At 68.5% G+C, this 18,099-nt stretch carries 20 protein-coding genes; 9 read left to right on the top strand and 11 right to left on the bottom strand.

Annotation, left to right across the window (positions count from 1 at the left end):
* Nucleotides 1–216: 216 nt before the first annotated feature.
* Both ACH4TV_RS46815 and ACH4TV_RS46810 read left to right on the top strand, forming a co-directional pair.
* Nucleotides 217–1,068: a hypothetical protein gene (locus ACH4TV_RS46815; RefSeq protein ID WP_398407589.1), complete on the top strand. Its 852-nt coding sequence runs from the start codon at nt 217–219 to the stop codon at nt 1,066–1,068.
* Between the two features lie 186 nt (nt 1,069–1,254).
* Entirely contained in the window at nt 1,255–1,452 is a 198-nt protein-coding gene (locus ACH4TV_RS46810; protein WP_398407588.1) for a hypothetical protein, read from the top strand.
* A gap of 64 nt (nt 1,453–1,516) precedes the next feature.
* Here ACH4TV_RS46810 and ACH4TV_RS46805 read toward each other — a convergent pair whose 3' ends face one another.
* Complete coding sequence (locus ACH4TV_RS46805) at nt 1,517–1,888, bottom strand: metal-sensitive transcriptional regulator (RefSeq protein WP_398407587.1); 372 nt, start codon at nt 1,886–1,888, stop codon at nt 1,517–1,519.
* 248 nt (nt 1,889–2,136) lie between these two features.
* Here ACH4TV_RS46805 and ACH4TV_RS46800 point away from each other — a divergent pair, with 248 nt between their 5' ends.
* From ACH4TV_RS46800 to ACH4TV_RS46790, 3 genes are all read left to right on the top strand, one after another.
* Nucleotides 2,137–2,757: a DUF47 domain-containing protein gene (locus ACH4TV_RS46800; RefSeq protein WP_398407586.1), complete on the top strand. Its 621-nt coding sequence runs from the start codon at nt 2,137–2,139 to the stop codon at nt 2,755–2,757.
* A 7-nt stretch (nt 2,758–2,764) separates the two neighbouring features.
* Nucleotides 2,765–3,763 carry an anion permease gene (locus tag ACH4TV_RS46795; protein WP_398407585.1) on the top strand — a complete coding sequence of 333 codons (999 nt, stop codon included), beginning with the start codon at nt 2,765–2,767 and terminating at the stop codon, nt 3,761–3,763.
* A 73-nt stretch (nt 3,764–3,836) separates the two neighbouring features.
* The gene (locus ACH4TV_RS46790; protein ID WP_398407584.1) at nt 3,837–4,268 is read left to right on the top strand and encodes a hypothetical protein; all 432 of its coding nucleotides are present in this window, start codon (nt 3,837–3,839) and stop codon (nt 4,266–4,268) included.
* A gap of 140 nt (nt 4,269–4,408) precedes the next feature.
* Here ACH4TV_RS46790 and pstB read toward each other — a convergent pair whose 3' ends face one another.
* The 4 genes from pstB to pstS form a co-directional block, all read right to left on the bottom strand.
* Nucleotides 4,409–5,185 (bottom strand): phosphate ABC transporter ATP-binding protein PstB, encoded by a 777-nt coding sequence (gene pstB / locus ACH4TV_RS46785; RefSeq protein WP_398407583.1) that lies wholly within the window; start codon nt 5,183–5,185, stop codon nt 4,409–4,411.
* 71 nt (nt 5,186–5,256) lie between these two features.
* Nucleotides 5,257–6,315 (bottom strand): phosphate ABC transporter permease PstA, encoded by a 1,059-nt coding sequence (gene pstA, locus ACH4TV_RS46780; RefSeq protein ID WP_398407582.1) that lies wholly within the window; start codon nt 6,313–6,315, stop codon nt 5,257–5,259.
* Nucleotides 6,312–7,319: a phosphate ABC transporter permease subunit PstC gene (gene pstC, locus ACH4TV_RS46775; RefSeq protein ID WP_398407581.1), complete on the bottom strand. Its 1,008-nt coding sequence runs from the start codon at nt 7,317–7,319 to the stop codon at nt 6,312–6,314. Before pstC ends, pstA begins: the two co-directional genes overlap by 4 nt.
* 128 nt (nt 7,320–7,447) lie before the next feature.
* Complete coding sequence (pstS, locus tag ACH4TV_RS46770) at nt 7,448–8,575, bottom strand: phosphate ABC transporter substrate-binding protein PstS (RefSeq protein ID WP_398407580.1); 1,128 nt, start codon at nt 8,573–8,575, stop codon at nt 7,448–7,450.
* Between the two features lie 392 nt (nt 8,576–8,967).
* On the opposite strand from pstS, the gene ACH4TV_RS46765 reads away from it, so the two are divergent.
* Nucleotides 8,968–10,524 (top strand): FAD-binding oxidoreductase, encoded by a 1,557-nt coding sequence (locus tag ACH4TV_RS46765; RefSeq protein WP_398407579.1) that lies wholly within the window; start codon nt 8,968–8,970, stop codon nt 10,522–10,524.
* Between the two features lie 78 nt (nt 10,525–10,602).
* Here the strand turns inward: ACH4TV_RS46765 and ACH4TV_RS46760 are convergent, their stop codons facing one another.
* A complete protein-coding gene (locus tag ACH4TV_RS46760) occupies nt 10,603–11,235 on the bottom strand; it encodes a TetR/AcrR family transcriptional regulator (RefSeq protein ID WP_398407578.1) in 633 nt (210 codons plus the stop codon).
* Nucleotides 11,236–11,389: 154 nt separating this feature from the next.
* Here ACH4TV_RS46760 and ACH4TV_RS46755 point away from each other — a divergent pair, with 154 nt between their 5' ends.
* The gene (locus ACH4TV_RS46755) at nt 11,390–12,229 is read left to right on the top strand and encodes an alpha/beta fold hydrolase (protein ID WP_398407577.1); all 840 of its coding nucleotides are present in this window, start codon (nt 11,390–11,392) and stop codon (nt 12,227–12,229) included.
* A 139-nt stretch (nt 12,230–12,368) separates the two neighbouring features.
* Here ACH4TV_RS46755 and ACH4TV_RS46750 read toward each other — a convergent pair whose 3' ends face one another.
* From ACH4TV_RS46750 to ACH4TV_RS46735, 4 genes are all read right to left on the bottom strand, one after another.
* On the bottom strand, nt 12,369–13,100 hold the full coding sequence (locus ACH4TV_RS46750) for a phosphatase PAP2 family protein (RefSeq protein WP_398407576.1): 732 nt from the start codon (nt 13,098–13,100) through the stop codon (nt 12,369–12,371).
* A gap of 357 nt (nt 13,101–13,457) precedes the next feature.
* Nucleotides 13,458–14,465 carry an NlpC/P60 family protein gene (locus tag ACH4TV_RS46745; RefSeq protein WP_398407601.1) on the bottom strand — a complete coding sequence of 336 codons (1,008 nt, stop codon included), beginning with the start codon at nt 14,463–14,465 and terminating at the stop codon, nt 13,458–13,460.
* A 90-nt stretch (nt 14,466–14,555) separates the two neighbouring features.
* Nucleotides 14,556–15,317 carry a trypsin-like serine peptidase gene (locus tag ACH4TV_RS46740; protein ID WP_398407575.1) on the bottom strand — a complete coding sequence of 254 codons (762 nt, stop codon included), beginning with the start codon at nt 15,315–15,317 and terminating at the stop codon, nt 14,556–14,558.
* A 79-nt stretch (nt 15,318–15,396) separates the two neighbouring features.
* Nucleotides 15,397–15,846 carry an ATP-binding protein gene (locus ACH4TV_RS46735; protein ID WP_398407574.1) on the bottom strand — a complete coding sequence of 150 codons (450 nt, stop codon included), beginning with the start codon at nt 15,844–15,846 and terminating at the stop codon, nt 15,397–15,399.
* A 189-nt stretch (nt 15,847–16,035) separates the two neighbouring features.
* On the opposite strand from ACH4TV_RS46735, the gene ACH4TV_RS46730 reads away from it, so the two are divergent.
* Both ACH4TV_RS46730 and ACH4TV_RS46725 read left to right on the top strand, forming a co-directional pair.
* Nucleotides 16,036–16,890: a helix-turn-helix domain-containing protein gene (locus ACH4TV_RS46730; RefSeq protein ID WP_398407573.1), complete on the top strand. Its 855-nt coding sequence runs from the start codon at nt 16,036–16,038 to the stop codon at nt 16,888–16,890.
* A gap of 11 nt (nt 16,891–16,901) precedes the next feature.
* Nucleotides 16,902–17,282, top strand: a complete 381-nt coding sequence (locus ACH4TV_RS46725) for a DUF397 domain-containing protein (RefSeq protein ID WP_398407572.1) — start codon at nt 16,902–16,904, stop codon at nt 17,280–17,282.
* A gap of 23 nt (nt 17,283–17,305) precedes the next feature.
* Here the strand turns inward: ACH4TV_RS46725 and ACH4TV_RS46720 are convergent, their stop codons facing one another.
* Nucleotides 17,306–17,929, bottom strand: coding sequence for a hypothetical protein (locus ACH4TV_RS46720; RefSeq protein ID WP_398407571.1), 624 nt, complete (start codon nt 17,927–17,929; stop codon nt 17,306–17,308).
* Nucleotides 17,930–18,099 lie beyond the last annotated feature (170 nt).

Genomic DNA, 18,099 nt, shown 5'->3' with positions numbered 1-18,099 from the left:
ACCCACCACCGTACCCACCCCCGGGTGCTGCGATTCCCCGGGGGACGACCCCCGGACCCCCAGCAGAAAAGCAGGTCGGCCAGTACGACCGGCGCGCCCACTGCGAGGCCAACCTGAGGAGAGCCTCCGGTATGCGCGTGACAACGTCTCCCACCCCTCGTTAAGCGGAACGACAGGGGCCGTGGACCGGCGGCCCGGCTTGAGAGCGGGCGGGCGATGGAGCAGCGGCGGTACGGACGCGGGAGCGGGGCGTTCCTCATGGCCGCCGCGACGACGGGCCTCATGATCTGCGCCACCGGATGCACGGCTGGCGGGCCCCCAGCCGGTGACGCGCGCCCCGCCACCGACACGGCCGACTCCGTCCGCGTCCTGCACCGCGCCGCCGCGACCCTGGTGGACGCGGGCACCTCCAGAGCCACCACCTCCATGGAGATGGCCACCGGCGGCACCCGGGTCACCATCCGGGGCGAGGGCGTCTACGACTACACGAAGCAGCTCGGCCAACTGAAGGTGCTCCTCCCCCAGGACCCGGCGGGCGCCAGCCCGCACCGCCCGATCACCGAACTCCTCGCCCCGGGCGCCCTGTTCATGAAGAACCGGGGTGCGGGCGTCCCGGCCGACAAGTGGGTACGGGTGGACACGGCGACCCTGTCCGACGGCAACCTGGTGACGGGCGGCGCCACCGACCCGTTCGCCGCCGCGGAACTGCTGCGCGGGACGCGCGAGGCGACGTACGTCGGCCGGACCCGGGTCGCCGGCACCGAGGTACGGCACTACCGGGGCACCGCCGACCTCGCCGAGGCCGCGAAGAGCGCCTCGCCGGGCAACAGGGGCCCGCTGGGAGCGGCGGCGAAAGGGTTCGCCACCGCCGAGGTCCCCTTCGAGGCCTACCTCGACGACGAGGGCCGCATCCGCAAGCTCCAGCACCGGTTCAGCTTCGTCAACGGCCAGCGCCAGGACACGGTCGCGGTCACCTCGACGACGCTGCTGTACGACTTCGGGGCCCCCGTACACGTACGGCTGCCGCGGCCTGCGGACATCTACGCGGGCCGCATCGCCGAGAAGTGAGGTCTGCGAGGCCCGGCGGGGACTGCCGTACGGAAAACCGGGAAGGCGGGCAACAGCTCTGCGGCGGCGAGCAACCCGGCCCGTCCGGGCTGCGTCCGCCGTAGCGCAAGGACTAGCCCGTCCGTGCCATGCGCGTTGTGTAGACCGCTCCCTACTCTAGGAAGCGGTGACGGCAGAGAAGAGGTGATGCACGTGGCTCCGGTCGGCGGTACTGCAGTTCAGGACCACGTGGCCCTCGCCGAGATCGAGCTGTGCGGCGACCTGATCATCGCGGCCTCGGCGGCCGGCGAGGGCCGGCTCAGCCTGGAGAGCATCGACGCGGTGCTGAAGGTGGCGGAGGAGCGCGAGGCACGCGGGGTGCGCGAGGTCGCGGCGAGTGGCTGAAAGACGACTCCCGTAACCGGGTAACTGGGTAACCGGGTCAGGGGAGCCGACGGGGCCAGGGGGTTCAGGTACGCAGCAGGCGGCCGATCGCCTTGGTCGCCTCCTCCACCTTCGCGTCGATCTCCGTACCGCCCTTGAGGGCCGCGTCCGCGACGCAGTGGCGCAGGTGCTCCTCCAGGAGCTGGAGCGCGAAGGACTGGAGGGCCTTGGTGGAGGCGGAGACCTGGGTGAGTATGTCGATGCAGTAGACGTCCTCGTCGACCATCCGCTGGAGCCCGCGGATCTGCCCCTCGATCCGGCGCAGCCGCTTCAGGTGCTCGTCCTTCTGCTTGTGATAGCCGTGCACGCCGCGGTCGTGATCGGTCACCACGGCATCGGTCACCACGTCCGTCGCCTCCGGAGAGGGCGCTGCCGCTCCGGCCTCGGTGGTCGTCATCGCGTCCTCCCGTTGAGATCCTGATGGAAACCCTGAACGAAATCCGGCCCGAAAGCCGGACAGATGGCATCGATATACCCCTGCCGGGTATATCGTAACGAACTTTGCTGGGTATAGGCCCCTTGCCCGCAGACCACCTGTAGGACCCCCGTACCCGATGGGCGACACTGGGGACGGCCCGTTAGTCGTGGCCGGATGTTGCGCCTAGCATCAGCCTGACCGAACCCGAAGGACTCCGAGGACCCCACGTGCGATTTCGTCTGACCCCCAGGGAGACGAGCTTCTACGACATGTTCGCCGCGTCCGCGGACAACATCGTCACGGGCTCCAGGCTCCTCATGGAACTGCTCGGGGCCGACGCCTCCGGCCGGGCCGAGATCGCAGAGCGTATGCGGGCCGCGGAACACGCCGGCGACGACGCCACGCACGCGATCTTCCACCAGCTGAACTCCTCGTTCATCACCCCGTTCGACCGCGAGGACATCTACACCCTCGCGTCGTCCCTCGACGACATCATGGACTTCATGGAGGAGGCAGTCGACCTCGTCGTCCTCTACAAGGTCGAGGAACTCCCCAAGGGCGTCGAGCAGCAGATCGAGGTCCTCGCGCGGGCGGCGGAGCTGACGGCGGAGGCGATGCCGAACCTCCGCACGATGTCGAACCTGACGGAGTACTGGATCGAGGTGAACCGGCTGGAGAACCAGGCGGACCAGATCCACAGAAAGCTTCTTGCACACCTCTTCAACGGGAAGTACGACGCGATCGAGGTGCTGAAGCTCAAGCAGATCGTGGATGTGCTGGAGGAGGCGGCGGACGCCTTCGAGAAGGTGGCGAACACGGTGGAGACCATCGCGGTCAAGGAGTCCTGACCTCTCCATGGACACCTTCGCACTGGTCGTGACCATCGGGGTCGCGCTCGGATTCACGTACACGAACGGCTTTCACGACTCGGCGAACGCGATCGCGACGTCGGTGTCGACCCGCGCGCTGACGCCCCGCGCGGCGCTGGCGATGGCCGCGGTGATGAACCTGCTGGGCGCCTTCCTGGGCAGCGGCGTCGCGAAGACGGTCAGCGAGGGCCTGATCGAGACGCCCGAGGACTCCAAGGGCATGGCGATCCTGTTCGCGGCGCTGGTCGGCGCGATCACCTGGAACCTGATCACCTGGTACTTCGGCCTGCCGTCCTCGTCCTCGCACGCACTGTTCGGCGGCATGGTGGGGGCCGCGCTGGCGGGCGGCACGAAGGTCTACTGGGACGGCGTCCTGGAGAAGGTCGTCATCCCGATGTTCGTCTCCCCGCTGGTGGGCCTGCTGGCCGGCTACCTGGTGATGACGGCGATCATGTGGATCTTCCGCCGCGCCAACCCGAGCAAGACGAAGCGCGGCTTCCGTATCGCCCAGACGGTGTCGGCGGCGGGCATGGCCCTGGGCCACGGTCTCCAGGACGCCCAGAAGACGATGGGCATCGTCGTGATGGCCCTGGTCATCGCGGACGTCGAGGACTACGGCGACCCGATCCCGGTCTGGGTCAAGATCGCCTGCGCGGTCATGCTGTCGCTGGGCACGTACGCGGGCGGCTGGCGCATCATGCGCACCCTGGGCCGCAAGATCATCGAGCTGGACCCGCCCCAGGGTTTCGCAGCGGAGACGACGGGCGCGTCGATCATGTTCGCCACGGCGTACCTCTTCAAGGCCCCGGTCTCCACGACCCACGTGATCACCTCCGCGATCATGGGCGTGGGCGCGACGAAGCGCGTGAAGGCGGTGCGCTGGGGGATCGCCAAGAACATCGTCATGGGCTGGTTCATCACGATGCCGGCGGCTGCGGTGGTGGCGGCAGCCGGGTTCTGGATCGTGAAACTGGCCTTCCTGTAGGCCTTCCCCTTGTTAATGTGCGCCTGATCGACACTCAAGTGTTCGAGTCAATGGCCCACTTACAGGGGGAAGTATGAAGTTCGACCGCAAGAGACTCGTGTACGGCGTCGGCATGGGAGCGGCCGTCACTGCGACCGTGCTCATCGGGGCAGGGCCCGCCGCGGCTGCGGGTGACCTGACGGTCCGCTCCGTGGCGTCGGGCAATTACGCGTACATGGCCGGCACGATGGACTTCTACGCCGACGGCGACGATTTCCAGGTGTGCGACAACTCCTTTGACAGCGCAGGAGTCGCCGGATACTGGAAGATCGGAAGCGGCGGCGACGTCACCAAGATCTACAACGGCAACGGCGCGGGCGCCAGCGACTGCGTGTGGCGCACCACTCACAACTTCGCCGAAACCTCCGTCGTCTACATCAGGGTCTGTCTCCAGGACAACGGTGACGTGCAGAACGGCACCTGCAGCGGCTGGAAGTCCATCCGCGCCAACGGCAGCAACCCCTGACCGGACCACCGGACAGACTGAACGGGCCCGCCCCCGGGGAAACCAGGGGCGGGCCCTATTCGACCTCGCGGTGGCACCGCCATGCAGCACCGCGAGGGGTATACGGGAGGACGTGCGGAGGACGTACGGGCGACGTCGGCTCAGCCGAAGCGCCCCGAGATGTAGTCCTCCGTCGCCTGGACCGACGGGTTGGAGAAGATGCGCTCCGTGTCGTCGATCTCGATCAGCTTGCCGGGCTGGCCGACCGCCGCGAGGTTGAAGAAGGCCGTGCGGTCCGAGACACGCGCCGCCTGCTGCATGTTGTGCGTCACGATGACGATCGTGAAGCGTTCCTTCAGCTCGCCGATCAGGTCCTCGATCGCCAGCGTCGAGATCGGGTCGAGGGCGGAGCACGGCTCGTCCATCAGCAGCACCTTGGGCTCCACGGCGATGGCGCGCGCGATGCACAGCCGCTGCTGCTGGCCGCCCGACAGCCCCGAACCGGGCTTGTTCAGCCGGTCCTTGACCTCGTTCCAGAGGTTCGCGCCCTTCAGCGACTTCTCCACGACGTCGCTCAGCTCGGACTTCTTGTACGAGCCGTTCAGCCGCAGCCCCGCCGCCACGTTGTCGTAGACCGACATCGTCGGGAAGGGGTTCGGGCGCTGGAAGACCATGCCGACCTCACGCCGTACCGCCACGGGGTCGACCCCGGCGCCGTACAGGTTCTCGTCGTCGAGCATGACCTTGCCCTCGACGCGCCCGCCGGGCGTGACCTCGTGCATACGGTTCAGGGTGCGCAGGAAGGTCGACTTGCCGCAGCCGGACGGACCGATGAAGGCCGTAACCGAGCGCGGTTCGACCGTCATCGAGATGTCCTCGATCGCACGGAAGGAGGTGTAGTAGGCGCTGAGCCCGCTGACGTCGATTCGCTTGGCCATGGGTATCACTGCTTCTTTCGAGGGGGCGGCCGGTCCCGGCCGGCTGCTACTGGTCGCTGTCGATGGCCGCGTCAGCGACCTGTCTTCGGGGCCTTCCAGCGGGCGATGCCGCGAGCACCGAGGTTGAGGATCATCACGAAGGCGATCAGCGTGAGCGACGCCGCCCAGGCACGGTCGTACGCCGCCTCCGCTCCTCCACTGTTCGCGTACTGCTGGTAGATGTAAAGCGGCAGCGAGGCCTGCGCACCCTCGAAGGGGTTGTCGTTGATGAAGGGGTTGCCGAAGACCAGCAGCAGCACCGGCGCCGTCTCGCCCGCGATACGGGCGACCGCCAGCATGATGCCGGTGGTGATGCCGCCGATGGCGGTCGGCAGGACCACCTTCAGGATGGTGCGCCACTTCGGGATGCCGAGCGCCAGGGACGCCTCGCGCAGCTCGTTCGGTACGAGCTTCAGCATCTCCTCCGTCGAACGGACGACTACCGGCATCATCAGGATGGCCAGGGCGAGCGAGCCGGCGAAACCGAACGGCTGCATGTCGAACTGGAGCATGAGGCTGAGGATGAAGAGGCCCGCGACGATCGACGGGATACCCGTCATGACGTCCACGAAGAACGTGACCGCCTTGGCGAGCTTGCCCCGCCCGTACTCCACCAGGTAGATCGCGGTGAGCACGCCGATCGGGGCGCCCATCGCCGTGGCCAGTGCGACCTGCTCCAGGCTGCCGATGATGGCGTGGTAGATGCCACCGCCCGGCTCGTTGTCGGCGACGACGCCCATCGAGTGGGTCAGGAAGTAGACGTCGAGGACCTTCACACCGCGGGCGACGGTCACCCAGACCAGGGAGACCAGCGGCACCACGGCGAGCAGGAAGGCGACCCAGACCAGCGAGGTCGCGATGCGGTCCTTGGCCTGGCGCTTGCCCTCGACGCGTGTGGCGATGACGTACGTACCGACGACGAAGAGGATCGCGGCGATCAGGCCCCACTGGATGCTGCTGTCAAGGCCGGCGGCGAAGCTGATGCCGACCCCGACCGCGATCGACCCGGCGGCGAGGGCGTAGGGGAACCACTTGGGCAGGCGGGCGCCCTGGAGGGTGCTGGGGCGCTTCTCTGCTACGACGGTGCTCATGCGTTGGCCCCCGAGTACTCGGCGCGGCGGGCGATGATCGCGCGGGCCGCTCCGTTGACCACCAAGGTGATGACGAACAGGACCAGACCGGAGGCGATGAGCGCGTCACGGCCGAACTCGTTCGCCTCACCGAACTTGGCGGCGATGTTCTGGGCGAAGGTGCCGCCGCCCGGGTCGAGCAGGCTGGTCTGGATGACGAAGCTCGGGGAGAGGACGGTGGCGACGGCCATCGTCTCGCCCAGCGCGCGGCCGAGGCCGAGCATCGACGCGGAGATCACACCGGAGCGGCCGAACGGCAGCACCGCGATGCGGATGACCTCCCAGCGCGTGGCACCGAGGGCCAGCGCGGCCTCCTCGTTCATGCGCGGGGTCTGCCGGAACACCTCACGGCTGACGTTGGTGATCACCGGCAGGATCATGATCGCGAGCAGGATGCCCACCGTCAGCATCGAGCGCGGCGCGCCCTCTTCCCAGGAGAAGATCCCGGTCCAGCCGAGGTAGTCGTTCAACCAGCCGAACAGGCCGTTCATGTTCGGTACGAGGATCAGGGCGCCCCACAGGCCGTACACGATGGACGGTACGGCGGCGAGCAGGTCGATCACGTACGAGATCGGGCCGCTCAGCCTGCGCGGGGCGTAGTGCGTGAGGAACAGCGCGATGGCGACCGCGACCGGGACCGCGATGACCATGGCGACGATCGAGGAGACGATCGTGCCGAAGGCCAGCACCGCGATGCCGAAGGTCGGCGGGTTGAGGCTGGTGTTCCACTCGAAGGTGGTGAGGAAGTTGCCCTCGTCCTTGCTGATGGCGAGGATCGCGCGATACGTGAGGAAGACCGCGATCGCGGCCATGACGGCCAGCAGCAGAATGCCCGAGCCGCGGGAGAGACCGAGGAAGATCCGGTCACCGGGTCGGGTGGCACCGCGGGAGGCGCGCTTCTGCTCTACCGCGGTCGGCTGGGAGGCGGGGGGCGGAGTATCTGTGTTCTTGGTGGCTATGTCCATCGGGTTCTCCGGTCTGCGGGGCCGTGCCCCGTGACGGGGACGCGGCTCCTGGCGGCGGTGCACCGGACGGTGCGGCCGGGCCCCGCTGAACAGCGGAAGCTGTCAGGGGGCCCGACCGCACGCTCAGATCAGGCCAGGCTCTCGACGGTGGTCCGAACCTTGGCGATGATCTCGGCGGGGATCGGGGCGTAGTCGATACCGCTCAGGATTCCCTGGCCCTCTTCGCTCGTGATGTAGCGGAGGAAGGCCTTCGTGGCGGGCAGCGTGTCCGCCTTGTTGCCCTTGTCGCAGGCGATCTCGTACGTCACCAGGGTGATCGGGTACGCGCCCTCGGCCTTGGTCTTGTAGTCCAGCTTCAGCGAGTAGTCGTTGCCGGTGCCGACGACCTCGGCGGCCGCGATCGCCTTGGTGGCGGACTCGGAGGTGGGCTTGACCGGGGCGCTGGCGCCCGTGTCGATGGACACCGTGGTCAGTTCCTTGGCGTACGACTGCTCCATGTAGCCGATCGCACCCTCGGTCTGCTTGACCCCCGCCGCGATGCCGGAGGAACCAGAGGCCGCCTGGCCGCCCTTGGCCTGCCAGGCCTTGCCGCCCTCGTACTTCCAGTTCTCGGGGGTGGTGGCGATCAGGTACTTGGTGAGGTTGTCCGTGGTGCCGGAGTCCTCGGAGCGGTGGAAGGCCTGGATCTTGGTGCTCGGCAGCTCCACACCCGGGTTCAGCGCCTTGATCGCGGCGTCGTCCCAGGTCTTGATCTTGCTGTCGAAGATCTTGGCGAGGGTGGGCGCGTCCAGGACGAGGTTCTCGACGCCCGGGAGGTTGTAGGCGAGCGCGATCGCGCCGCCGACCGCCGGCAGGTCGATGGCCTGGCCGCCGGTGCAGACCTCCTTGGACGCGGTGACCTCGTCGGGCTTGAGCGCCGAGTCGGAGCCGGCGAAGGCGACGGTGCCCTGCGTGAACGCGGTGACGCCGGCGCCGGAGCCGCCGCCCTTGTAGTTGATCTGCACACCGGAGCAGGCGGCGGTGAACTGCTTGACCCAGGCGTCGATCGCGTTCTTCTGCGCGGAGGAGCCGTCGGCCAGCAGCTGGCCCTTGGCGTCGTCGCACTTGATGGAGCTGTTGGCGGCGGTGGAGCTGCCACCGGTGCCGCCGGTGCCGCTGCCCGTGTCGTCGGATCCGCACGCCGTGAGGGCCAGGGCGCCGGAGACGGCGAGAGCACCGAGGGTGAGGGCCCGCCGGTTCATGCGCTGAAGCTTCACTTTTCGGGATTTCCTTCCAGGAGCCGCCGTCCTGAATTACGGCGGCGTGCGAGGTCGCGAAGTATGGGCGGCGCGAGGATGTCCGCAGGGGCACACCCAGCACCGGGTAAGGCCGAAAGTAGGCAGATCAGGTGAAGCCACCTACGGGCGCGGGTGAACGGAGGGTGAACCCCTGCGGTCGGTGCGGTGAGGTAACGGAATGCTCACGGGGAGAACACGTACGGATACCGACCCGGCAGTCCCACCCCTACCGGATCATCATCTTCCACTTCCTCCCTCCCTGCCTCCCGCGAAGAGAACCCGCGAGGGAACCCACGATCCATGGAACCCGTCTCGTTCGACGGGAGCCCGCGCGGGCTCGAACGGCGGAATCGAAGGAACCGAGGAGCGCCATGCAGCGGCGTACGTTCATGGGAGGCGGCGTGGCCGCCCTGACGGCGTTGACGACGACGTCGTGCACGGGCACCGACGGCAGCGCGGGCGGCACGACCGCCACCACGCCCCCGGGCACGGCCTCCCTCACCGCGACGAGCGCCTCGGTCCCGGCCAACTGGACGGCCCTCGGCCGCGACCTCGACGGCCCGCTCGTCCGCCCCGGGGACGCCTCCTGGCCGGCGGCCCGCCAGCTCTACAACACCCGCTTCGACGCCCTGAAGCCGGCCGCGGTGGCGTACGTCGCCCACGAGGACGACATCCGTACGGCCCTCTCCTACGCCCGCGCCCACTCCGTCCCCGTGGCGATCCGCAACGGCGGCCACTCGTACGCGGGCTGGTCCTCGGGCAACGGCCGCCTGATCGTCGACGTGTCGAAACTGAACCGGGTCAGGGCGTCCGGCGGCACGGCAGTAGTAGGAGCAGGGTCGAAACTGATCGACGTCTATCGCGCCCTGGCCGCGAAGGGCGTCACCATCCCGGCGGGCTCGTGCCCGACGGTGGGGGTCTCGGGCCTGACACTGGGCGGCGGCCACGGAGTGGTGTCCCGGGTCTACGGCCTGACCTGCGACAGCCTCACCCAGGCCACCCTGATCACGGCGGACGGCCGCCGCCTGACGGCGAACGCCACCACGAACAAGGACCTGTTCTGGGCCCTCCGAGGAGCCGGCAACGGCAACTTCGGCATCGTCACGGAACTCCACTTCCGCACCCACCCCGCGCCCCGAGCCGTATCGGCATACATGTCCTGGCCGTGGCGAAAGGCGGCGGCGGTCATGAAGGCCTGGCAGGAGTGGGGCCCGAGCCAACCGGACGAGATCTGGTCGTCGTTGCACGTGGCGAACGCGGCCGGAGGCACCCCCACCATCTCCATCTCGGCGTTCTCGCTGGGCACGTACACGGAGTTGCAGAACGCGGTGGACCGCCTGGCGGACCGAATCGGTTCCCCGGCATCGAGCGTCTCCCTGAAGCGCCGCTCGTACGAGGAGTCCATGGAGGTGTACGCGGGCTGCTCGTCCTTCTCGACAGACGCCCAGTGCCACCTCCCGGGCTCGACCCCGGGCCGCTCTCCCCAAGGAGCCCTCGGCCGGGAGACCTACGCGGCCCGCTCGGACTTCTTCGACCGCTCACTGTCGGCGGCGGGCATCCAGACCCTCCTCTCCCACATCGCCTCCGTCCAGGGCGGCTCGGGCAGCATCGCGTTCACGGCACTCGGGGGCGCGGTGAACCGGGTCTCCCCCACGGCGACGGCATTCGTCCACCGGCGCTCCAGGATGCTGGCCCAGTACATCGCGGCCTGGCGTGCGGGTACGCCGGGGAGGGCGGCGCAGTCCTGGCTGACGTCGGCCCACCAGGCCATGGCCCCGCATGCCTCGGGCGCCGCGTACCAGAACTACACGGACCCGACACTGAAGAACTGGCGGGCGGCGTACTACGGGGACGCGGCGCCCCGCCTGCGGAAGCTGAAGCAGCAGTACGACCCGGGCCGCGTGTTCACGTACCCGCAGGCGCTGTAGGCGACGTGGGCCGGCACACTGTCCCACCCGGCGCGGCCCACCCGTCCATCCGGCGACCGAAGTGATCGTCGGCTGTGGTCAGACCTCTGGACTCATTGCCGCCGACTGCTCGCCGCCGCCGCGCGAAGCCAGTGACGCGAGAATCTCCTCGCGGCAGACCTCGAGGATCTCGTCCGCCAGCGGAGAACCGTCCGGGCAGGCCCGCGACAACACGATCGCGCCGACCGAATGGGCGAGCATGTCGATCATCGCGGCGCGGGCCGTGCGCTCGTCCGCACGCTCGTCGTCCCCATCCCCGGGCGTGTCACCTTGGGCGGCGACCTGGAGAGCCGACAGCAGGTTCTCGATCCCCGCCCCGAACTCCTTCTGGACGTCCCCCGGTTGACGTGCGGCGTCGCCGCTGAGGGCGGCGATGGTGCAGCCGTCACCGCGCCCGTCGCGATGCTCCCGCGTGACGTAGCGCTCGACGAACTCGGTGGCGTCCCGGCCCTCCGCCTGTGCCACGGTCCGTGAGAGCCCGTTCGCGGACGCCTCGGCCATCAGGTCGGCCTTGGAGCCGAAGTGCTTGTAGAACCCGCCATGGGTGAACCCGGCGGCTGCCATCAGGTCCGCCACACCGACACCGTCATAGCCGCGCTCACGGAACAGCCTGCCGGCCGTCGCGACGATGTGCGCACGGTTCTGCTCCGCCTGTGCCTTGGTGACCCTCATGTCCAGCCGCCCTGTCCTCGGTCGACGCTCCACTCGCGTCTCGCGCCCAAGCATACATAGATGTCGATCGACATCAAAAGCCTTGACTTTTTAGATGACGATCGTCATCGTAGTAATCACCTCCAGTACTCACCCCTCCAGAAAGGCCCAGGCCATGAGCGACACGCATGTGACCGCACCGACTCAGTACATCGAGGTCGACGGCGACCGGTTCGCCTACCGCCGCTGGGGCAAGCCCTCCGGCGTGCCGATCGTCCTGATCCAGCACTTCCGCGGCGGAATGGACAACTGGGACCCCCTGCTCACCGACGGCCTGGCCGAAGACCGAGAGGTCATCCTGCTCAACGGGCGGGGCATCGCCTCGTCATCCGGCACACCGCGCAACCGGATGGAGGACATGGCCGACGACATCGCCGCGGTCATCCGGGCGCTGGGGCTGGAGCAGGTCGACCTGCTCGGCTTCTCGCTCGGCGGCTACCAGGTGCAGGAGGTCACGCTGCGCCACCCCCAGCTGGTGCGCAAGCTCCTCCTGCTCGGCACCGGCCTCCGCGGCGGCGACCCGACAAGTGACCCCCAGGTGCCTCAGTACGCCCTGAACCCGGTCCCCACCCTGGAGGACTTCCTCTTCCTGTTCTTCGGCCGCTCGGAAGCCGCGAAGCAAGCGGGCAAGGCCTTCTGGGAGCGCCGCCACCAGCGGGCCGACCAGGACCCGCCGAGCTCTCCCGCGGTCGCGCAGGCGCAGTTCGAGGCGACCATCGCCTACGCGGAACCGCTGCCGGGCGAGAACCCCTACGCCCACCTGAACGCGATCACTCAGCCGACGCTGGTCCTCAACGGCGAGAACGACGTGATGATCGCCTCGATCAACTCCTGGCACCTCGCCCAGAACATCCCCAACGCCCAGCTGCTGATCTACCCCAACGCCGGGCACGGAGCGCAGTTCCAGGAGCCGGAGCGGTTCCTGAAGCACGCGCTTCAGTTCCTGGGCGAGTAGGAGCTACGCCCCAGCCCGTCCGGCGTTTGAGGACAAGGCCCGTTCAGGGCCGTGAGGGGGGTCTGGGGGCGCAGCCCCCAGGTAGAGGATGGGACGGGTAGGGGCGGCGGGGGCGAAAACACCGCGCCCGCACCCCCCGTTACGCCGCCAGATCCCGCTCCTCGGCCTCCGCCGACCGAGCCCCCGGAACCGCACCAGCACCACTACCCGCATCCACACCCGAGCCCGAGCCCGTGCGCGACCCCGCACCCCGAGCCCGAATGAGCACCCCGCCCCACCCCGACCCCTCAACAGCCCGCGTGACCGGAGTGAGCAGCGCCATGGCCACCGGCGACAGCAACAAGGCGACCGCCGTCCCCAGCGCGAACCCGCCCACCACATCCGTCGGGTAGTGCACCCCCATGTACACGCGGCAGAACCCCTCCACCAGCGCGATCCCTATCCCCGCCAGCCCGAACTTCCGGCTGGCCACGAACAGCCCGACCCCCATGGCCATGGTGATCGTCGCGTGATCGCTCACGAACGAGTAGTCGGTCTTCCCGGAGACGAGAACCTCAAGCCCCTGGTGATCCAGAAAAGGACGAGGCCGCTCCACGAACCCCCGTATGGGGATGTTCACCAGCACGGCGACAGCCGCGGCGAGCGGCGCCCAGATCAACGCGGCCACGGAGACAGCCGCATCGTCCTCGCCCCGCCGCCGCACACCCCACCAGCAGCAGACCACCAAAAGCACCATGGCGAGCAACAGCCCGTACTCGCCCACGACTTCCACCACCCGGTCGAACCACCGGGGCGCGTCCTTGGCCAGGCCATTGATGTCGTAGAGCAGGTCGACGTCGGGGTTCGACCCGGATTCGGCGAGTCCAGCCATGGTGCTGCGGCCCCTTCGTCGGCATCTTCCAGAGCGCACTGGTTCGTGCGCCGTTCCTACTCACTCGTCCTGCTTACTCGCCCTGCTCGCTACGTCCCGCTCACTACGTCCTGCTCACTCGTGACGCAGGGACCCGCTGCTGCCACCGCTTGACACGTGACACAAGCGACGCGAGTGAACAGGAATGAACCCACACCCACGCGCACGCGCCACTCACCACCGAGCGACGGCGAACCCACTACTGGAACAGGAACGCACGGTCTCCGTTTATACGTTCCACTCTCCACCGAATGATCACTCAGACGTTATCTAAGAGAGATACATCGCCGCAGCTCAGGGCATGGTTTCACGCTGCGCTCACACGGCGGTGGGGAGCGCTTTCGCGCCATCTTCGGTGACCCGGGTCGCCCCGAAGTAGTCGGGGGTGTCGATCGGATCGAACCGGATGACCGCACCGGTACGGGGCGCGTCGATCATGTAACCGCCGCCCACATAAATCCCGACATGGCGGATGGCCCGCGAGTTGGTGAGGTCGTCCGAGAAGAAGACGAGGTCGCCCGGCAGCAGCTCCTCGCGCGAGGGGTGCGCCCCGGCGTTGTACTGATCGTTGGCAACGCGCGGCAGCTGGATGCCCACACTGTCGTACGCGGCCTGGGTGAGCCCGGAGCAGTCGAAGCGTCCGCCCTGCTCAGCGGTACCGGTGCCGCCCCAGAGGTAGAGCGTGCCGAGCTTCTCCTGGGCGTAGTTGATCGCCCCGGCCGCCTGCTCGGAGGGGTCGACACGACCCACAGGAGCCGCAAAGCTGGCCTGCAGCGTGGTGATGGTCTTCACATAGTTCTGGGTCTCTTTGTACGGGGGTACGCCCGCGTACTTGATGACGGCGTACGCGCCCGCGTTGTAGGCGGCGAGCATGTTGTGCGTGGGGTCTCCGGGCGCGTCCTTCACGTACGAGGCGAGCTCGCAGTCGTACGACGCGGCCGATGGAATCGCGTCATTCGGATCCCAGACGTCGCGATCGCCGTCACCGTCACCGTCGATTCCGTGCGAGGCCCAGGTGCCGGGGATGAATTGCGCTATCCCTTCCGCCTTTGCCGGACTCTTCGCATTCGGATTGAATCCGCTCTCCTGGTACAGCTGTGCGGCAAGCAGGGCGGGATTGATGGCAGGGCACAGATTGCCCCACTTCTGCACGAGCGCCGAATACGCGGCCGGCACGGCCCCCTTGGCCAGCGCGACGCTGCCACGCCCGACCCCACCGGCGACGTTCCCGGCGACGAGATAGACACCGACGACGAGCAGCATCACGAAGCTGAGGGCGCCCCCGACGGCGACACCGGCCACGACCCATGCCTTACGCACCGTCAACCGCCCTTCACCGCCCGGGAGTACGCCCACGTCAGTGTAGAGGCGCTACCCATCCTCGGGGGTGATCATGGCAAAGCCGACGCGCCCCGCTCACGGCTCCGTGGCCTCCCGGTACAACGCGGCCGCAGCCGGCCCGAGCACCGCGCTGTACGACACGTCATCAGTGGCCCCGCCCTGCTCGAACCCCCCGAGCACCCCCACCACACGGCCCTCCCCATCCACCCAGGGACTCCCACTCGTACCGTCGGTGAAGTCGGGGCATGCGATGCGCTGTTGGGTACGGCTCTGCACGCCGGGCCGGTTGGTACACGTAACCGGCGCGTCCAGCACGTTCGGATACCCGCTGACGGTCACGACGGCACCCCCGGTAGCCCTCCCCGTAACGAGCTCGTTCGCCCCCACCACGTCCTCCAGATCCATCCCACCCTTGGAGGCGACGATGGCAAAGGCGAAGTCACTGTCCTCATCGGACCGATCGCTCCAGGCCCCCGGCACGAACGTCTCCGTCACCCGCCACAGCCCGTACGGCGCCCTGCCGTCCCGATACCCGGGCGCGAAGACGACATCGGTGTCCCCGTCCCCGCTCAGACAGTGCGCGGCGGTGAGAATCAGATCCCGCCCACCACTGCGCACGACGGACGCGGTACAGAAATGCCCACCTTCCAGGTCCCCGCCGAACAACGCGCCCACGCGGGCACTCTGCCGCGTCGCACCGGCCGCCGCCGTGACGCCGAGGGGCCCGGGGACAGCTCGGCCGGCGGTCGCCCCGGGGAAGGAGGCGAGGGCGAGCAGCGCGACGACGGGAATCAGCGCATGCCGCCGATTGCCGGGGAGACGAGTGATGCCCTTCATCAGGGCCCACTGTGCCGCGCGGATTCAAGAACGGGGCCGGGTCCTCGCTGAGAATCTTCCGTGGATCCCGTAAACGCACTCACCGCAGGCCACCCCACCGACACTCGGCCCACAACAGCTTCCCGCCCTTCGAGGCCCCCAGCTCCCGCAGCACGGAGACCCCCAACGAGTCCGCACACGCCCGTACGAGCTGAAGCCCCCGGCCGCACTCGTCGTCGTCCGCCGGGGGTACGACGACGGTGGCGCCGTCGCCGGTGAACCCTGCCGGAACCCTCGGATCGGTGTCCCAGACGGCCACCCGGAACCGGTCCGGCTCACCGAGGTGAACGATGCGCAGGGCGTACGGGCCCTTGGTGTGCTGCTGGGCGTTGGTGAGCAACTCGGACGCGAGAAGCTCGGCGGTGGGAATGGCCCCGGCGAAGCCACGGGCGGCCAGAACGCTCCGCAGGGTCACGCGGCCGATACCCGGTGAGCGTGGATCGCGCGGGAGTTGCAGGGTGTAGCTCCAGGGCGGGGATACGGTGGCCATCGGAAGTCTCCGATCACTGAGGGGAGTTGGACGGTTGCCCAGTGACTTGGCCGCTCCGTCGAGCGGTGTGCTTCTGGGTGAGGCGCCTGGAACCACGGTAGCGAGCTGCGGATATATTCTTCACCCAAATCCGGGGATACTAAAGGCAATCACCCTTGTGGGTGACAACATCACGCAGGAGAGACGGGAATGCCCGTGCGGAACAGCCCAACGGGACGTCAACTCCGGCTTGGCGCCGAGCTGCGCAAACTGCGCGAGCGCGCAGGCCTGACGTCAACGCAGGCCGCGCAGATGCTCGGCATGAAGCAGGCACAGGTCAGCAACATGGAGACCGCGCGGCTGGGCGTGAGCGCCGAGCGCGTACGCGCACTGGCCGGCAGCTACGGCTGCCCGGACAAGACCCTCGTCGAGGCGATCGCCGCAATGACCGGCGACCGGAAACGCGGCTGGTGGGAAGAGCACCGCGAGCCACTCGCCCCCGCGCTCCTCGACCTGGCCGAACTGGAGCACCACGCCTGGTCGTTGCGCGACTCCACCACCGCCCGCATCCCCGGCCTGCTCCAGACCCGCGAGTACGCACTGGAGATCTTCCGCCAGGCCGTCACCGAGCTCTCCCCGCCCGACGTCGAGCACCGCCTGTCGTTCCGCATCAAACGTCAGGCCATCCTCTTCCGCGACGAGGAACCGACACCGTACGAGGCGATCGTCCACGAGGCCGCGCTGCGCATGAAGGTCGGCGGCTCCACGGTTGCCCGGCAGCAGCTACAGCACCTGCTCGACATGAGCGACCGAGACCACGTCACCCTGCGCGCCATCACCTTCGATGTCGGGGCCTACCCCGGGTCCGGACAGTCGATCCACTACGCACGCGGCCCGGTACCGGAGCTGGACACCGTCTATCTCGACCAGGCCCACGGCCTCGCGTTCCTCGACGCCGAGGCGGAGTTGCACAAATACCGCACACTGTTCGACCGGATCGAGGCCATCGCACTCGCCCCGGAGAAGACCCGAGACCTCATCCACAACGTGATGCGAGAACTGTGAAGGGAATGCCCATGACCCCGCGCTGGCAGAAATCGTCGTACTGCTCGGAAGGCGCCTCCTGCATACACATCGCCACCACCCCCACCCCCCGCCGCGCCATCCACCTCACCGAATCCGGCGACCCCACCGGAGCCATACTCACCACCACCCCCACCGCCTTCCGCACCCTCCTCACCGCCCTCAAAGCCGACGAGACCCCGCCGAAGACAACCACCCCCCGAATCGAAGTCACCCTCGACAACGAAACCCCCGCCGCCCCCGTCCACCTCCGCTCAACCACCGCCCCCGACACGGTCGTCACCACCGACCGCGACAAATGGAACGCCTTCGTCCTGGGCGTACGAGCAGGCGAGTTCGACCACTTCGCAGAAGACGTCGCCACGCAGATGTGACGTCGTGGCGGAGCAGGTCCGCCTCAAGCCCCGTCCAGTTCCTCCCCCACCCGCCCCCACGTATGGCTGTCCAAGCTGTCGTAGGGCCCGATGCGGGAGACTTCCGCGCCGTCGCGCCCCAGCGCCACGATGACCGGGCGGACCCCGCGGCGGACCGCCGGGGCCATCCACGCGGCGATGAGCCTGCGCCGCTCGGGAACGCGGATCCGGCGGTCACCGACGAGGATGTGGCCGACGTCCGGCCCGAGTTGGACCACGACGCAGCCGATCGCCGGCGCCGTTTCGATGGAACGCGGCGGGTCGACTCTGCGGAGGAGGCTGAGTGCGCCCCCGGCGCTCCGGATCTCAAGCACCTCGCCGCCGATGCCGTTGACCTCGAAAGGTTCGTCCACAGGCCCGCTGCTGGCGCCGCCCACGTACCGCCACTGTCCCTCGTACCGCTCCAGGAGCGGGAAGTGCTCACGCGCCCGCGCCGAGCGGGGACGCCACACCATCCACACCGCCCCGACACCGGCGCCGGTGTCGACATCAGCTGACACCACGGTCAGCACACGCCCCGGCATCCAGCGCGGCTGCGGCTCACCACCGGCCAGCACGCGCCGCACCACGCCCGGCAGGACAACCTCCACCCAGCGTTCGGCGGACAACGGCCCCGGCGCAAACCAGGACTGAACCCCCGTCAGGCCCCAAAGGCGCACGCCCGCCCTCCCCCCACCGCCTATGCACAAGCTGTGCACGGCCTGTGCCCATGGTCAAGCCACCCCCACCCCCCGCCCATCACCCCGTCAGCGATCAGTAACCCATCACCCCAGTTCAG

This window comes from Streptomyces sp. NPDC020898, from assembly GCF_044333925.1.
GTDB lineage: Bacteria > Actinomycetota > Actinomycetes > Streptomycetales > Streptomycetaceae > Streptomyces.
The sequence above is the reverse complement of the archived record's forward strand: the minus strand, read 5'-3'. Positions and strand labels throughout refer to the sequence as shown.

Coding starts and splice junctions, on each gene's coding strand:
- ACH4TV_RS46815 (WP_398407589.1), top strand. CDS start 217: ATGGAGCAGCGGCGGTACGGACGCGGGAGCGGGGCGTTCCTCATGGCC.
- ACH4TV_RS46740 (WP_398407575.1), bottom strand. CDS start 15,317: ATGAAGGGCATCACTCGTCTCCCCGGCAATCGGCGGCATGCGCTGATT.
- ACH4TV_RS46725 (WP_398407572.1), top strand. CDS start 16,902: ATGACCCCGCGCTGGCAGAAATCGTCGTACTGCTCGGAAGGCGCCTCC.
- ACH4TV_RS46750 (WP_398407576.1), bottom strand. CDS start 13,100: ATGGCTGGACTCGCCGAATCCGGGTCGAACCCCGACGTCGACCTGCTC.
- pstA (WP_398407582.1), bottom strand. CDS start 6,315: ATGAGCACCGTCGTAGCAGAGAAGCGCCCCAGCACCCTCCAGGGCGCC.
- ACH4TV_RS46810 (WP_398407588.1), top strand. CDS start 1,255: ATGCACGTGGCTCCGGTCGGCGGTACTGCAGTTCAGGACCACGTGGCC.
- pstB (WP_398407583.1), bottom strand. CDS start 5,185: ATGGCCAAGCGAATCGACGTCAGCGGGCTCAGCGCCTACTACACCTCC.
- ACH4TV_RS46735 (WP_398407574.1), bottom strand. CDS start 15,846: ATGGCCACCGTATCCCCGCCCTGGAGCTACACCCTGCAACTCCCGCGC.
- ACH4TV_RS46755 (WP_398407577.1), top strand. CDS start 11,390: ATGAGCGACACGCATGTGACCGCACCGACTCAGTACATCGAGGTCGAC.
- pstC (WP_398407581.1), bottom strand. CDS start 7,319: ATGGACATAGCCACCAAGAACACAGATACTCCGCCCCCCGCCTCCCAG.
- ACH4TV_RS46730 (WP_398407573.1), top strand. CDS start 16,036: ATGCCCGTGCGGAACAGCCCAACGGGACGTCAACTCCGGCTTGGCGCC.
- ACH4TV_RS46760 (WP_398407578.1), bottom strand. CDS start 11,235: ATGAGGGTCACCAAGGCACAGGCGGAGCAGAACCGTGCGCACATCGTC.
- ACH4TV_RS46765 (WP_398407579.1), top strand. CDS start 8,968: ATGCAGCGGCGTACGTTCATGGGAGGCGGCGTGGCCGCCCTGACGGCG.
- ACH4TV_RS46790 (WP_398407584.1), top strand. CDS start 3,837: ATGAAGTTCGACCGCAAGAGACTCGTGTACGGCGTCGGCATGGGAGCG.
- ACH4TV_RS46805 (WP_398407587.1), bottom strand. CDS start 1,888: ATGACGACCACCGAGGCCGGAGCGGCAGCGCCCTCTCCGGAGGCGACG.
- ACH4TV_RS46795 (WP_398407585.1), top strand. CDS start 2,765: ATGGACACCTTCGCACTGGTCGTGACCATCGGGGTCGCGCTCGGATTC.